This window comes from Marinomonas aquimarina (genome assembly GCF_900089755.1).
Classification (GTDB): Bacteria; Pseudomonadota; Gammaproteobacteria; order Pseudomonadales; family Marinomonadaceae; genus Marinomonas; species Marinomonas aquimarina.
The window spans coordinates 128,006-143,279 of record NZ_FLOC01000007.1 but is presented as its reverse complement, the minus strand read 5'-3'; the positions used below and the strand labels follow the sequence as shown (position 1 = coordinate 143,279).

Annotated in this window: 16 protein-coding genes; all 16 read right to left on the bottom strand. The window is 50.5% G+C overall.

Annotated features, from left to right (window positions below):
- Positions 1 to 47 precede the first annotated feature (47 nt).
- The gene (locus tag MAQ5080_RS07755) at positions 48 to 620 is read right to left on the bottom strand and encodes an Lcl C-terminal domain-containing protein (protein WP_067208455.1); all 573 of its coding nucleotides are present in this window, start codon (positions 618 to 620) and stop codon (positions 48 to 50) included.
- On the bottom strand, positions 613 to 1,983 hold the full coding sequence (locus MAQ5080_RS07750) for an Lcl C-terminal domain-containing protein (RefSeq protein ID WP_067208452.1): 1,371 nt from the start codon (positions 1,981 to 1,983) through the stop codon (positions 613 to 615). The genes MAQ5080_RS07755 and MAQ5080_RS07750 overlap by 8 nt, the downstream gene beginning before the upstream one ends.
- A gap of 141 nt (positions 1,984 to 2,124) precedes the next feature.
- Positions 2,125 to 2,601: a transcription elongation factor GreA gene (gene greA / locus MAQ5080_RS07745; protein ID WP_067208449.1), complete on the bottom strand. Its 477-nt coding sequence runs from the start codon at positions 2,599 to 2,601 to the stop codon at positions 2,125 to 2,127.
- Positions 2,601 to 5,819 (bottom strand): carbamoyl-phosphate synthase large subunit, encoded by a 3,219-nt coding sequence (carB, locus tag MAQ5080_RS07740; protein ID WP_067208446.1) that lies wholly within the window; start codon positions 5,817 to 5,819, stop codon positions 2,601 to 2,603. Before carB ends, greA begins: the two co-directional genes overlap by 1 nt.
- Positions 5,820 to 5,836: 17 nt before the next feature.
- Positions 5,837 to 6,967 carry a glutamine-hydrolyzing carbamoyl-phosphate synthase small subunit gene (gene carA, locus MAQ5080_RS07735; protein ID WP_067208442.1) on the bottom strand — a complete coding sequence of 377 codons (1,131 nt, stop codon included), beginning with the start codon at positions 6,965 to 6,967 and terminating at the stop codon, positions 5,837 to 5,839.
- Positions 6,968 to 7,215: 248 nt separating this feature from the next.
- Positions 7,216 to 7,767, bottom strand: coding sequence for a DJ-1 family glyoxalase III (locus tag MAQ5080_RS07730; RefSeq protein ID WP_067208438.1), 552 nt, complete (start codon positions 7,765 to 7,767; stop codon positions 7,216 to 7,218).
- Between the two features lie 12 nt (positions 7,768 to 7,779).
- Entirely contained in the window at positions 7,780 to 8,238 is a 459-nt protein-coding gene (gene rimI, locus MAQ5080_RS07725; protein WP_067208433.1) for a ribosomal protein S18-alanine N-acetyltransferase, read from the bottom strand.
- A gap of 7 nt (positions 8,239 to 8,245) precedes the next feature.
- Positions 8,246 to 9,052 carry a hypothetical protein gene (locus MAQ5080_RS07720; protein ID WP_067208429.1) on the bottom strand — a complete coding sequence of 269 codons (807 nt, stop codon included), beginning with the start codon at positions 9,050 to 9,052 and terminating at the stop codon, positions 8,246 to 8,248.
- Between the two features lie 159 nt (positions 9,053 to 9,211).
- On the bottom strand, positions 9,212 to 9,697 hold the full coding sequence (locus MAQ5080_RS07715) for a phosphatidylglycerophosphatase A family protein (RefSeq protein WP_067208425.1): 486 nt from the start codon (positions 9,695 to 9,697) through the stop codon (positions 9,212 to 9,214).
- 17 nt (positions 9,698 to 9,714) lie between these two features.
- Entirely contained in the window at positions 9,715 to 10,665 is a 951-nt protein-coding gene (thiL, locus tag MAQ5080_RS07710; protein ID WP_067208422.1) for a thiamine-phosphate kinase, read from the bottom strand.
- A gap of 65 nt (positions 10,666 to 10,730) precedes the next feature.
- A complete protein-coding gene (gene nusB, locus MAQ5080_RS07705) occupies positions 10,731 to 11,210 on the bottom strand; it encodes a transcription antitermination factor NusB (RefSeq protein ID WP_067208418.1) in 480 nt (159 codons plus the stop codon).
- The gene (ribH, locus tag MAQ5080_RS07700) at positions 11,210 to 11,689 is read right to left on the bottom strand and encodes a 6,7-dimethyl-8-ribityllumazine synthase (protein WP_067208415.1); all 480 of its coding nucleotides are present in this window, start codon (positions 11,687 to 11,689) and stop codon (positions 11,210 to 11,212) included. Before ribH ends, nusB begins: the two co-directional genes overlap by 1 nt.
- A 15-nt stretch (positions 11,690 to 11,704) precedes the next feature.
- Entirely contained in the window at positions 11,705 to 12,844 is a 1,140-nt protein-coding gene (gene ribBA, locus MAQ5080_RS07695) for a bifunctional 3,4-dihydroxy-2-butanone-4-phosphate synthase/GTP cyclohydrolase II (RefSeq protein WP_067208412.1), read from the bottom strand.
- Positions 12,845 to 12,876: 32 nt separating this feature from the next.
- A complete protein-coding gene (locus MAQ5080_RS07690; RefSeq protein ID WP_067208409.1) occupies positions 12,877 to 13,545 on the bottom strand; it encodes a riboflavin synthase in 669 nt (222 codons plus the stop codon).
- On the bottom strand, positions 13,545 to 14,684 hold the full coding sequence (gene ribD, locus MAQ5080_RS07685; protein WP_067208405.1) for a bifunctional diaminohydroxyphosphoribosylaminopyrimidine deaminase/5-amino-6-(5-phosphoribosylamino)uracil reductase RibD: 1,140 nt from the start codon (positions 14,682 to 14,684) through the stop codon (positions 13,545 to 13,547). The genes MAQ5080_RS07690 and ribD overlap by 1 nt, the downstream gene beginning before the upstream one ends.
- Positions 14,685 to 15,158: a transcriptional regulator NrdR gene (nrdR, locus tag MAQ5080_RS07680; RefSeq protein ID WP_067208401.1), complete on the bottom strand. Its 474-nt coding sequence runs from the start codon at positions 15,156 to 15,158 to the stop codon at positions 14,685 to 14,687.
- Positions 15,159 to 15,274: the final 116 nt, after the last annotated feature.

Below are 15,274 nucleotides of genomic sequence, written 5' to 3'. Positions count from 1 at the left end.
AAAAGGCCTTCACGTTGGTGAAGGCCTTTTTCGTTTTGCTCTGCTCACTAGTGTGCGTCCCGCACTAAACGGAAGAAACGAATGTAGTTGTATTCCTGCAATGAGCTACGATCCAATTCACCAGTGCCAAAACTCACCGTCCAAATAAAGGTATCGGTTGAGTCATAGTAGGAAGTCGGCGTTGAGGTGAACAAGGTCATACTATTGATGGTGGTACGATCGTCCGCGGCATCCGTATTTTTCAGTGGAAACACTTCTTCGTTCAAGGATGGTCGAGCGCAACGCTCTTCAACGATACTGCGCAGCTCCTTCACGTTTGGCAAACGCCAATCGTTGTAACCCGCAAAACCCTCCCCTTCATTCAAGGCATCGATGTGCTCTACTGCTGCGACAAAGGTCGACTGCATCGCATCACCGGAGCGGCAATCAGCCCCCGTAAAGCCCTCGACGCAACGCTTCCACATCAAGCCTGTGGTGTGATCTAGCACCACACCATTGTCTTCATCAATGGTAAAGTTTTCATTCGGCGTAGTTGCCGCAATGGTCGAAGTATTACACGCCGCCTGCGCCTGCACAGCCAGTACGCCAGTTAGCATGGAGGCGATCAGAAACTTATTCATGGGCAGTCCTCACTAACATCACACCAGCACTGGTGCCCTTAGACATATTATTCATCTTGCCGAGGTTTTGGCCACTCGACACCGTGTCACGCAAGTAAAGACGCCAAGCACGGCTGGCATCACTGACGTCGTAATAGGGCGATGTGGTCCAATAACTGTCTACCACGGTATCAGCAGTAAACGGGAAGAAGTTGGTGTCAATGGCATAGGTCGTACGACGGGCAAAGCTGTCACCATAGTAGACAATACTCATCAACTCTCGCGCTGTCGGCAGACGCCAATCATTGTAGCCACACAATCCAGCCGCGTTAACCCGAGCACGGAAGTCAGAGGTATTACAGAAGCTGTCAGAGCCGTTGTAGCCAAAGCAGCTATCCGGCGCATTGGTATGCGATTCCACCCCCTCTGTCACACCCGAGCCACTGAGTGTCGGCTCATACCAAGTAAAAGCGTCGTCCGCATCATGCAAGTCACTGCTTAGGGCGTTGCCGCGGGCACTGTCACCAGCCGACTTCACTTCCCACATTAAGCCTGTCACCTGGTCTAAGACGCAATTCCAGTCTTCTGAGTCAGCGGTTAAGACACTGCCATCGTCACCGATTTTGCTCAAGCTAAAGCCAGCAATACCGTCGTCATCACCATTGGCAATGGTGTCCACATCACGACCAAAACTACAGTCTTGGCCTTGGCTAGCACGGTCGCCCTCGGCACAGCCCTCTAGGTGACTGTCCGACGTCGCCGCATAGCGTGTGCCGGTATCATTTAACTCACGCATCTGCACAAAGTCTTGCGCCACAACACCATTATCTTGCGGCACAAATGCCTTGATTGGACTAAAGCTACTGACACTGGTCGACGTCAGTGATTCCTTCGCCACCACGGCGACATAGTAAGGACTGCCATTGCTTAAATACGCCGCAGGAGAGATATAGCTGGTACTCTCTAAATTATCGACGGCGATCATCAGGCTGGATAGATCACTGTCTGCGGTGATTTCTTCCGTGGAGTAATAGACCGTATACGCAGCGGCATTGGGTGCCTCATTCCAGCGTAATACCACCTGTTGATTGGCGGCTACCGCCGTCAAAGACACTGGCGCCTGTAAGGCAGCATCGACCGTATACTCAGCAGGATCCGGTGTCTCGCTAGGATCGGTTGGCGTGGTGGGCTCAGTCGGTGTCTCTGGCTCTTCGGGTTCTTCAGGTTCTTCTGGCGTGGCTGGCTCGGTAGGCGTAGTCGGCTCAGTTGGGGTCGTTGGTGTTTCAGTACCACCATCGGTTTGCTCGCCATCCGCAGATTCCTCAGGCGTACCACAGCCTGACAGTATCGCGGCACAGAATACAGATAAGAGAATTCGGTTCATGAAAGCTCGTCCATTAGTTAAAACATCATGCGTCACACATAACGACTTGTCGGCGACTCTGACAAAAAATTTACTCTATCAAAACAAAAAAACGCCAAGAAGTCTCCCTCTTGGCGTTTTTCATATCAGCGATTGCTGAACTTAGATATGTTCAACGGTCTCAATTTCGTAAACCACTTCACCGGCTGGAATCTGAATGGCGACTTCGTCGCCTTCCATCTTGCCAATGATCGCTTTCGCGATCGGTGATGCGTAAGAAATTTTCTTCGCTTTCACATCCGATTCGTCATCACCCACGATTTTGTAAGTCACCGTTTCTTCTGTATCCACGTTGAACAATGTCACTGTGGTACCGAAGATCACCTTACCTGTGTGTGGGATAGATTTCACATCGATCACTTGTGAGTCTGAAAGCTTACCTTCAATCTCAGAGATGCGGCCTTCACAGAAACCTTGCTCTTCACGAGCCGCGTGGTATTCCGCGTTCTCTTTCAAGTCACCGTGTTCACGTGCTTCGGCGATGTCCGCGATCACACGTGGACGAACCACAGTTTTAAGATGGTTCAGCTCTTCGCGTAGACGCGCTTCACCTTCCATCGTCATAGGTACTTTTTTCATTATTTCCCCGAATGCAGATCTTGCAGTCTTCTGACTTTGATTTCTTCGTTAGCACTGCTAATCGCTAGGCTCATGGCATCAGCGCCGGCCAAAGTCGTGGTGTAACATACTTTGCCTTGCAGTGCTGTACGACGAATCACAGAAGAGTCTGCAATCGCTTGCGTACCAGAAGTCGTGTTGATGATGTAAGCGATTTCGCCATTCTTCAACATATCCACGATGTGTGGACGACCTTCGTTTACTTTGTTGACTTTCTTCACGTCAACACCGTTTTCCGCAAGGAACTTCGCAGTACCACCCGTTGCTACTAGATCGAAACCTAGACCAATCAGACGTTTAGCGACTTCCACTGCACCAGGCTTATCTTGGTCACGTACAGACATGAAAGCACGGCCAGAAGTAGGTAGTACGGTACCACCACCTAGTGCTGCTTTACCGAATGCTTCAGCGAATGTATCGCCCACACCCATAACTTCGCCTGTTGATTTCATCTCAGGGCCAAGAATTGGGTCAACGCCTTGGAACTTGTTGAACGGGAATACCGCTTCTTTCACGCTGTAGTAGTCAGGAATGACTTCTTCAGTGTAGCCAAGCTCAGCAAGAGACTTACCTGCCATGACTAGCGCTGCAAGTTGAGCGAGTGAACGACCGATGCACTTAGAAACGAATGGCACGGTACGTGATGCACGAGGGTTGACCTCGATGACGTAGATCTCACCGTCTTGCACCGCTAGCTGAGTGTTCATCAGACCGATAACACCAAGCTCAAGCGCCATAGATTTGATCATTTCACGGATGTCGTCTTGGACGTCCGCTGGCAATGAGTATGGTGGTAGAGAACAGGCAGAGTCACCAGAGTGAACACCCGCTTGTTCGATGTGCTGCATGATACCGCCGATCACGACTTGCTCACCATCAGAGATACAGTCGATATCGATCTCGATCGCTGAGTTTAGGAAGTGGTCTAGCAATACCGGGCTGTCGTTAGACACTTTTACCGCAGACGTCATGTAACGAGTCAATTCTTTCTCGTTGTAGACGATTTCCATCGCGCGACCACCTAGTACGTAAGAAGGACGTACCACTAGTGGGTAACCGATTTCAGCCGCTTTAACGATCGCTTGTTCCGTTGAACGAACCGTCGCGTTCTTAGGCTGCTTGTAGCCTAGGCGCTGAATCATGCTTTGGAAACGCTCACGGTCTTCGGCACGGTCGATCGCTTCTGGTGTGGTACCGATAATTGGCACACCTTCGTTCTGAAGGGCACGAGCAATCTTAAGCGGTGTTTGACCACCGAACTGAACGATAACGCCAGTTGGTTTTTCAGTACGAACGATCTCTAGTACGTCTTCCAGTGTTACTGGCTCGAAGTACAGACGATCAGAGGTGTCGTAGTCAGTCGAAACCGTTTCAGGGTTACAGTTAACCATGATGGTTTCGAAGCCATCTTCACGTAGACCTAGGGCCGCGTGTACACAGCAGTAATCGAACTCGATACCTTGACCGATACGGTTCGGACCACCACCTAGGATGATGACTTTTTGCTTATCGCTTGGCGCTGCTTCACACTCGTCTTCATACGTTGAGTACATGTACGCAGTGTTGGATGCGAATTCCGCTGCACACGTATCCACGCGCTTGTACACTGGGTGTACGTTGACTAGGTAACGGCGCTCACGTAGAGACTTCTCAGTTACGCTTAGTAGCGATGCTAGACGGGCATCAGAGAAACCTTTACGTTTCAGGCGACGCATGTAATCGTAATCAAGATCTGCAAGACCCGCGTTTTCTAGCGCTTGCTCTTCTTTGATTAGGTCTTCGATTTGTACTAGGAACCATGGATCTACGCCAGTCACTTCGTACACTTCGTCAACGCTCATGCCAGAACGGAAGGCATCACCGATGTACCAAATGCGGTCCGCACCTGGTGCTTTCAGTTCGCGCTGTAGCTTCTCTTTGCTGGTTTCATCAGCAAGATCTAGCTGAGGGTTGAAGCCGTCAGAACCCGTTTCAAGGCCACGCAATGCTTTTTGCATAGACTCTTGGAACGTACGGCCGATTGCCATTACCTCACCTACAGATTTCATCTGCGTAGTAAGACGATCGTTTGCGGTTGGGAATTTTTCGAATGTGAAACGAGGAATCTTCGTTACAACGTAGTCGATTGATGGCTCGAAGCTCGCTGGCGTTAGACCACCAGTGATGTCGTTCTGTAGTTCATCAAGCGTGTAACCGATCGCCAATTTCGCCGCGATTTTCGCGATTGGGAAACCTGTTGCTTTCGACGCTAGAGCAGAAGAACGAGATACACGAGGGTTCATCTCGATAACCACTAGACGACCAGTGTTAGGATCCATACCGAACTGTACGTTCGAACCACCGGTTTCTACACCGATCTCACGCAGTACCGCCAAAGAAGCGTTACGCATGATTTGGTATTCTTTGTCAGTCAGAGTCTGAGCTGGGGCAACGGTGATCGAGTCACCAGTGTGCACACCCATGGCATCGAAGTTTTCGATCGCACAAACGATGATACAGTTGTCGTTTTTGTCACGTACAACTTCCATCTCGTACTCTTTCCAACCGATTAGAGATTCGTCGATTAGAAGCTCGTTGGTTGGCGAAAGATCCAAACCACGAGTACAGATTTCTTCGAATTCTTCCATGTTGTAAGCGATACCACCACCGGTACCACCCATTGTGAACGATGGACGAATGATACATGGGAAGCCAACTTCGTTAAGTACACCAAGCGCTTCGTCCATGTTGTGCGCGATACCCGCACGAGGACATTCTAGGCCGATAGCCTTCATCGCTTCGTCGAAACGGTGACGGTCTTCGGCCTTGTCGATAGCGTCCGCTGTCGCACCGATCATTTCAACATTGTATTTTTCTAGAACACCGTGACGCTCAAGATCTAGGGCACAGTTCAATGCTGTTTGACCACCCATTGTTGGAAGAACAGCGTCTGGACGCTCCTTCTCAATGATCTTTTCAACCGTCTGCCATTCGATTGGCTCGATGTAAGTCGCATCCGCCATAACAGGGTCTGTCATGATGGTTGCAGGGTTCGAGTTCACAAGGATTACTCGGAAGCCTTCTTCACGAAGGGCTTTACAGGCTTGCGCACCTGAGTAGTCAAATTCACAGGCCTGACCGATGACAATCGGGCCAGCACCTAAGATTAAGACGCTTTTTATGTCAGTACGTTTTGGCATAGTCTTCTCGTTCTCGCTTAGGCTTTCGTTGCTTTGATATTTTCAATGAACTGATCAAACAGCGGCGCCACGTCGTGTGGACCTGGGCTAGCTTCAGGGTGACCCTGGAAGCTGAACGCTTTCTTATCAGTACGCGCAATACCTTGTAGAGAACCGTCAAACAACGATTTGTGTGTCGCTTCAAGATTCGCAGGCAACGTTGCTTCATCTACGGCGAAACCGTGGTTCTGGCTGGTAATCATCACTCGGCCAGACTGGATGTCTTGTACCGGGTGGTTGGCACCGTGGTGACCAAACTTCATTTTCACTGTTTGCGCACCGCTTGCTAGTGCAAGCAATTGGTGTCCTAGACAGATACCGAAAACGGGGATTTCAGTTTCTAGGATTTCTTTGATCGCATTGATCGCGTAATCACATGGTTCTGGGTCACCAGGGCCATTTGATAGGAAAACACCGTCTGGATTCAGTGCAAGTACGTCACTTGCTGGTGTTTTCGCTGGTACTACTGTCAAGCGGCAACCACGCTCAACAAGCATACGCAAAATGTTAGTTTTTACACCGTAGTCGTACGCTACAACGTGGAATGGGAATTCCGTTGGAGTAGTGTGGCCGTCTACCAAATCCCAAGTTGACTCAGTCCACTCGTAAGATTTGTCCGTTGTTACTTCTTTGGCTAGATCCATGCCTTTCAAACCAGGGAAAGCTTTCGCTTGTGCTACCGCTTCCTCTTCGTTGATGTTGTCGCCAGCCATAATACAGCCAGCCTGTGCACCTTTCTCACGCAAGATACGAGTCAGTTTACGCGTATCAATATCTGCGATGCCTACTACACCTTTGCGCGTTAGGTACGCGTCCAGTGATTCTTGTTTACGCCAGCTGCTTGCTAGCATAGGTAGGTCGCGGATGATCAAGCCCGAACACCATACTTGGCCAGACTCTTCGTCTTCGGCGTTAACGCCAGTGTTACCAATGTGTGGGTAGGTCAACGTGACCATTTGTCGAGCATAGGAAGGGTCGGTAAGAATTTCTTGATAACCGGTCATAGAGGTGTTAAATACAACCTCTGCGGTTGAGGAGCCATCTGCCCCGATCGACACTCCTCTGAATATAGTGCCGTCTTCCAGAGCAAGAATCGCTGATGTTGCCAAAGGAACCTCCCGTTAGAGCCTATTTTAGGTTGCAAAAAAGCGAGGTAAACTCGTGGCCCACCTCGCTTTCTTAAAATCATGCTGATGTCGTAACAAAACTACTGCTGTGTGATGAGCCGCTACGACTAAATAAATCCGGCCAATTTTACTCTTATATGGTGATAGCGTCCATACAAAAGAACGTCACAAACCACCAACTTCAGTGGTTTTTGCGCATTTTTACTTGACCAAAAAGACAAGTTAAAATATTAGCAAAGCAGACCTTGTGCCACTTCTTGGGTCTTTTCAATGCCCTCAAGGTTCGCCAGAACCGCCAAAGAGAAGGCCATTGCCATCGCTGGGCCTTGGCCAGTAATGATGTTATCGTCCATCACCACAGGCTGATCAGCGATGTATTCTGCGCCCGTCAAACCGGCTTCAAAACCTGGGTAACAGGTCGCTTGCTTGTCCACTACAAAACCGTGGGTACCAAACACCACTGCTGGCGAAGCACAAATCGCCGCCAGCAAAGCATCTTGGATATCATGCTTTTCCAACATATCGACCAATAGCTTGCAATCACGCAGGTGCTCCGCCCCAGGCATACCACCTGGCAGCACAATGGCATCGTACATTTGCTCTGCAACCTCTGTGATCAATACATCAGCGACGATGTTAGTGCCATTCGCCGCTTGGACTTGCTTATCGTCATGCACACTGGCTACGGTCACTTCTGCACCGCCACGACGGAGCACATCAATGATGGTGATCGCTTCAATGTCTTCACTGCCGTTGGCAATCGGTACCAGTACTGTGGTCATGGTTTCTCTCACTTATTTCAATTTGCAGGTCATGAGCACGGCATGTTCAGAGCCGCCCTCTGCTAATGGGTAATAATTTTTACGCAAGCCAACTTGCTCAAAGCCAAGCTGCTGATACAGCGTGATTGCCGCCTGATTGGATTGACGCACTTCCAACAAGCCTTCGATACAGCCTTGTTCTGTCGCCCACTGCAACCAATGCTTTAGCAGTCGTCTCCCCAACCCTTGGCGTCGCCGCTGCACGTCTGTGACGACTAACTCTAGCTCAGATTGGTCAAACAGCAATGAGGCGGTTAACCAGCCTACCAGCTGCCCCGATTCCGAGCACTGTAACAACCAAGTCTGGCGACTGTGTAGCGCCTCTTCAATCAGCTTAAGGCTCCATGGGTGGGGATTGGATTGCTGCTCAAATGCCTGAATGGCCGAAATATCAGCCGCCTGCGCTTCGCGCAGTACATAGGATGGTGTCATAACGACCTCAGTTAAAGCTGGCTTGCATCACTTTCCAAGCCTCTTTACGTAATTCAGGGATGCGCAGCATCTGTGGCAACGCGTGCACTTTGGCCAACGGTAGTGGTTTTAGGACATGCTGTTCACTTAAGCCATCGAAAAACTGCGCACAGTGTTCACCAGCAAGAATCACTCGCTGAGGCTGATGGCCAGCGATCTGATTTGCTAAAAACTGTTCGAAGCCCCCTAACGCCCAATCTTGACGCTGCACCAGATGATGGTTTTTCAGCTTACCAGGCCATTGGAATAGCCCCACATTCCATTCACCAACATCCTGTTTTAAGAGCGCTTTGGCAAGGCTCAAGGCCAGCTTATCCAGTGCCTCTTGCTCTTGGAAAGAGCGCGGCAGATCCGTGATCAGTAGCAATTGCCCAGCCAACAGATAAGCACACATTTGCGTCGGGATCGGCAAGCCAATCACTTTTTCCGACATCACGCTGTCAACCGGCGCTAAGGTTTCTTCAATTGGCTGAAGATCTTCAACGATCACTTCTGGCGCCGCTCCCAATTGACGACGCAAATCGGCCACCGAAGCATCTTTCTGCCTTTCGTCGACCACGGGTGCGGGTGGCACCGGAGGTTTAAAGGTGGATTCTGGTTGGGGTTGCTGAGGTGCAGGCGTTACAGGGGCCACCCCATCGGCGCGCGCCCATGGTTGTGGTGCACGAAACACCTCGCCCTGCACAGGCTGCTGCCCTTGCAGCCAAGTCACGACACCCAATTCTTTTAGGCATTGTGTTTGAAAGGCTTGCTGATGGGTAAGTTCGCGCGACACAGGCACATCCTAGTAACGAAATAATGCTCAAGATTATACGCACAGGAGTAGGCCGCGCCAAACACTCAAATAAGAAGATTGAGCGCTTCTGTCGACCCTGCAGAAGGTTCATATAAAGAGGCGATGAGCATGTCGGCCAAGTCCCCCATGCTCACGACCTTAGCCAATCAGTTGCACAAGACCTTGCAGAGCAAAGAAGGCAAAAATACCGGCTAAGATGTCATCAAACATAATACCGAAGCCACCGTGGACATGCTTGTCCGCTAGCGAGATCGGCCAAGGTTTCCAAATATCAAAGAAGCGGAACAGAATGAAACCTAAGATAATGTAGGTCCACCCCTCAGGGGCCATCCACATGGTAATCCAGTAACCAACAAACTCATCCCAAACAATGCCTGAATGGTCATGCACACCTAAATCATGGGACGTCTTACCACAGATCAAAATCCCCACCAGCGCCGTTACAATCAGCAATAAAAAGTAGTTGCTTACTGATAAGTCTTGAATCAACAGGTACAGTGGAATCGCTGCCAGTGTACCAAAGGTACCCGGCGCTTTATCGACGGTGCCAGAACCACAACCAAAGGCAAGAAAATGGATAGGGTTGCGCCATACTGAATCCGGCACTGGGTGTTTTTCAGCCATAAGTTCTCTCTAAATCATTAAAAGTGCTGCCAGCCTGCTGTGTCACCGTCGTATCCTTCCACCACAAAACCGGACTCAGTGATCTCACCAATGCGTGTACAAGGCAAATGCAAGGTTTGCAGAATCAACTGTATTTCATCGCGCGCACTGTGCGGTGCAGTAAAACACAGCTCGTAGTCATCACCACCGGTTAAAGCCAGAATACCAGCGCTTTCCGGCTGCCAATTGCGCAACATTTCAGAGATCGGCAACGCATTAAACTCGATACGCGCGCCGACACCGGAAGCACGAGTAATATGCTGTAAGTCCTGACCAATGCCGTCGGAGATGTCCATCATGCTGTGCACCACACGTTTCAATGCCATACCCGCAATCAAACGTGGCGAGGGTCGCCAATATTGCTCATAGAAATAGTCAAATCGCTCCGCCGTAACATGCAGCTCACCGGTGACAATCGGTACCGCCGCCGCGGCATCACCCAATGTCCCCGTGACATACACATCGTCACCCACCTGAGCTTGGCTGCGCTTTGGCGTCAATTCTGATTCCACATAGCCATGCACTTGCAAGGTAATCGTCAGCGGCCCCTTGGTGGTATCCCCGCCGACTAATAACAAGCCAATCGGCTCCGCTAACTCCGCCATGCCCTCGGCAAATCCCGCCAGCCACTGAGGGTCGGATTGTGGCAAGGTCAACCCTAAGGTAAAAAATGCAGGCTTGGCGCCCATGGCGGCTAGATCACTGACACAGGTCGCCACGGCGCGGTAGCCAATATCGACTGGATCTGCATCAAAGGGGAAATGTCGCCCCTCAACTAAGGTATCCATTGAGAAGACCAGACTCTGCCCCTCTGGCACCATTACCTGTGCACAGTCATCGCCGATGCCTAATAGGATATCGGAACGACCTTCGGTCTTGGCCATGATTGAGGATTGGAAGATGGAACGAATTAACTCAAACTCTTGCATCGCATTTCCTAAGCTAGATAAAAGAAAAGCCATCAATGGATGGCTTTTCTAACACGGCGTCTGGATTACTTCGCGTTACGACGCGCGGCGATTTCTTCGCGGCGCGCACGCTGGGCTAATTTATCTAAGATGCCGTTCACATACTTGTGACTTTCGCTAGCACCGTACGACTTCGCTAGCTCAACCGCTTCGTTGATCGCCACTCGGTAAGGCACATCTAGGCGCTCTACCAATTCAAACGTACCGATACGCAGCGTTGCTAATTCGATCGCATCCAGCTCCGATAACGGACGGTCTAGGAAAACTTCGAACTGCTCATCCAACGCTTTAGACTTAGACGCTACTCCGTACAACAATTCGCGGAAGTAAGTTTTGTCGCAGCTACTCATGTCGTGGTCAACCGCGAACTGAGCTTCAATTTCGTTTACCGATGAGTGGTTCATTTGCCACTGGTAAAGTGCTTGCAAAGCAAACGAGCGCGATGCGCTACGCAATTGTGAACGAGAAGGTTTCTTTGGCTTTTTCGCCTGTTCTTGATCACTCATTATTTGCCTTCCAATTCACGCAATACAGCAACAGTTTCTAGTGCAGATAGGGCCGCTTCGCCACCCTTGTTACCTGCTTTGGTACCCGCACGTTCGATCGCTTGCTCGATGGTATCCACCGTCAGCACACCGAAAGACACAGGAATGCCAAATTGCAATGCTAGTTGGCCTAGGCCTTTGACACATTCACCGGCAACGTATTCAAAGTGTGGCGTACCACCACGAATCACCGCACCTAGGGCAACGATGGCATCGTATTGGTTTTGCTCAGCAACCTTCTTAACCACCACTGGGATCTCAAACGCACCTGGCGAGTAGATCACAGTGATGTCTTCTTTTTTGATACCGTGGCGCACTAGGGTATCGATGGCACCTTCTTTTAAGCTCTCAACGATGTAGCTGTTAAAACGGCCAACGACAAGCGCGAATTTGGCGCCTGGTGCTGCGAAATGACCTTCATAAGTCTTAATATCGCTCATATCTGCCTCTAAACTTTAAACTTGATCGGCACTAACGGGAGTGCCCTTGTATGGAATGAATTCCACGGCTTCTAAATCAAATCCTGTGACGGAGAATTTTCTTGGTGAACTTAGTAGGCGCATTTTGCAAACCCCAAGATCACGAAGAATTTGAGACCCCGTGCCGACGGTCAAGTAAGTACCTGAACCGCTCTTGTCCGAACCCTTACCCGCAGGCGGGTTAAATGTCGCCGCGAAGCTTTCAGCGAGATCGGTTGGGCGATCTAACGAATCCACCAACACCACTACACCGGCGCCTTCTTTGGCAATGTATTCTAATGCTCCTGACATCGACCATTTTTGCTCGCCATCAGCACTGATGATGCCAGCAATATCACGGGCTGGATCACGTACGTGAACGCGAACGAGTGTCGGTGTATCAGGAGAAATGTCACCCTTCACAAACGCCATATGGCTTAGGCCGTGAACCGTGTCACGGTAGGTGATCAGATTAAATTCGCCCACTTCGGTTTGTACCACTTGCTCAGCTTCACGCTGTACCGTAGCCTCGTTCAGTGTGCGGTAATGAATCAGATCGGCGATTGTACCAATTTTTATGCCATGTTTCTCGGCAAACTTTTCCAAATCTGGACGTCGCGCCATGGTGCCATCATCGTTGATGATTTCGACGATCACAGAAGCCGCTTCATAACCGGCCATGCGCGCCAAATCACAGCCAGCTTCAGTATGGCCAGCACGGGACAACACACCACCAGGGCGCGCCATCAATGGGAATACGTGCCCAGGTTGAACGATATCAGCCGGTTGAGCATTCGCCGCCACGGCACGTTTTACCGTCAGCGCACGATCGGCCGCCGAGATACCTGTGGTGACACCTTCTGCGGCTTCGATCGACAAGGTGAAGTTGGTACTAAACTGAGCACCGTTTTGCGTCACCATCAATGGCAGATTCAGTTGTTCACAGCGCTCTGGCATCAAGGTAAGACAAATCAAGCCACGGGCGTGAACCGCCATGAAATTAATGATTTCCGGCGTGATGCATTCCGCCGGTACAATCAGGTCACCTTCGTTTTCACGATCTTCATCGTCCATCAGAATGACCATTTTGCCTTGACGCATATCCGCCAAGATTTCTTCAATGGTATTGATTGCCATGCTACTTCACCTTTTTTATTCGATTACGGACGTTAACGACGCCCCATAAATCCATGTTCAGCCAAAAATGCGGCGCTTAATGTCGACTCTTTACTTGGCGTAGGGGCCGTTTGCGGAGCAATCAAACGCTCTAAGTAACGCGCGATCTGATCCACTTCTACGTTTACTTTAGTGCCTACGTTATAACCCGACATAATGGTTTCATCGGCAGTATGCGGCACTATGCTAAGCTCAAACTCATCCGCGTCGAGCCCCGTCACGGTTAAACTAATGCCATCGACACAAATGGAGCCTTTCAGGGCAATATAACGCATTAGCTCAGGCATTACTTTGACACGGTAGCGGATACTGCGTGCATCCGGCCAAATTGCACTGATTTCCCCAATTGCATCCACATGACCACTGACAAGGTGGCCACCTAGGCGCGAAATCGGCTGCAGGGCTTTTTCAAGGTTCACGGTTTGACCCACCTGCCATTGGCCCAGTGTGGTGTGGGCTAAGGTTTCCGCCGACACATCGGCCCAGTAGCTGCTGCCTTCTAAACGCGTTACCGTCAGACACACGCCATTGGTAGCGATACTGTCGCCCAGTTTCACATCGGACATATCCAATGTTTGTGCGTGAATCTTTAATGTCAGATCACCGCCTTTGCGCTGTAATTGCGCCACGCGGCCAAAGCCTTCGATGATGCCTGTAAACATTATTCGTCTTCGTCCTCACGGTACAGCGGCTGGTACACCAACTTAATGTCGTTGCCCACTTTCGCCATATCCAACAAGTTTAGCTCAAGCGCATCAGACATGTTCTGAAGTGGCAGGCTAAGCAGTGGACGTGCTTCAGAACCTAGCAGCTTAGGTGCCATATAAATCACCAACTCATCCACTAGGCCGGCGTCTAGGAAGGCTCCTGCCAATACGGCACCGGTTTCCACCAAGACTTCATTGATGCCATCGTCTGCCAGTTGCCCCATGGCTTCCACCAGATCCAAACGGCCATCTTCGGCAAGCGGCAGGAAGCGTACATCGACTTTTTTCTTCTCTAGCGCTTGCAGATGCTCTGGCTCGATTTCTTCTTCGTCACAGAACACCAACACTTCATTCGTTGGGTAAAGAATCTTGGCTTCCGGTGGAATCGATAGCGCGGTATCTAAGATCACGCGCAGTGGCTGACGTACCGTTTTCGTGTCCGCTTCCTGATCGTTTTCGTCGATGCGCACCGTCATGCTGGGATTATCCATGATCACTGAGCCGATGCCCGTGACGATGGCCGAGCTCTGCGCACGCAAACGTTGCACATCTTGGCGCGCGGCAGGACCTGTGATCCACTGGCTTTCACCCGACTCCATCGCTGTGCGACCGTCGACACTCATGGCCATTTTTACGCGCACATACGGTAGGCCCTCTTCCATACGCTTAATAAAGCCAGGATTAAGGGCACGACATTCGTTTTCCAATACCGGTCCGATGACATCAATGCCTGCATCAGAAAGTATTTTGAGACCATTACCCGCCACTTGAGGGTTGGGATCCTGCATACCGTAGACAACTGTCGCGACACCCGCTTTGACCAGTGCTTCCGCACACGGTGGTGTACGACCATGATGACTGCAGGGTTCCAGCGTCACATAAGCGGTGGCGCCTTTGGCATCTGTGGTTAGGCTTGCCAGCGCTTGCACTTCGGCATGCCCTTCGCCGGCTTTTTTGTGAAAGCCTTCGCCGATGATCTGACCGTCTTTGACAATCACACAGCCCACACGAGGGTTCGGATGCGTGCTGTACAAACCCTGACGTGCTAATTGCACTGCGCGGGCCATATATTGTTGATGCAGAGGCTGCGCCATTTATTTCTCCTCAGGGGTGGTTCGACCACTTTCTAGGCGTTCAATTTCTTCGCGGAATTCGCTGATGTCTTTAAAACTACGATACACGGAAGCAAAGCGTACGTAGGCCACTTGGTCTAAGCGCTTTAGCTCTTCCATGACCGCTTCACCGATAATGCGAGAAGGCAATTCACGCTCACCGGTGGCTTGTAGCTTCTCTTTAATACGGGCAATGGCCGTTTCAATCGACTCAATACTGACTGGGCGTTTTTCCAACGCTTTGATAATGCCGGAACGCAGTTTGTCTTCATCAAACGGCTCACGGCTGCCGTCATTTTTGATCAGCTTCGGCATTTGTAATTCGGCAATTTCAAAGGTCGTGAAACGCTCTTGGCAATGTCCACAGGTGCGACGGCGACGGACTTGAGCACCTTCTGAGACAAGGCGGGAATCCAGCACTTTGGTATCTTGAGTACCACAAAAAGGACAACGCATATTGGTTCCAGTGATCGAGAAAGGTTCGTTCGATAACAGTCAGTTTGGTATGACTGATAATGTAGACAAATGATACCAACCTAGGCTCATATTGGCTACTAAAGCCCAAGTTTTGC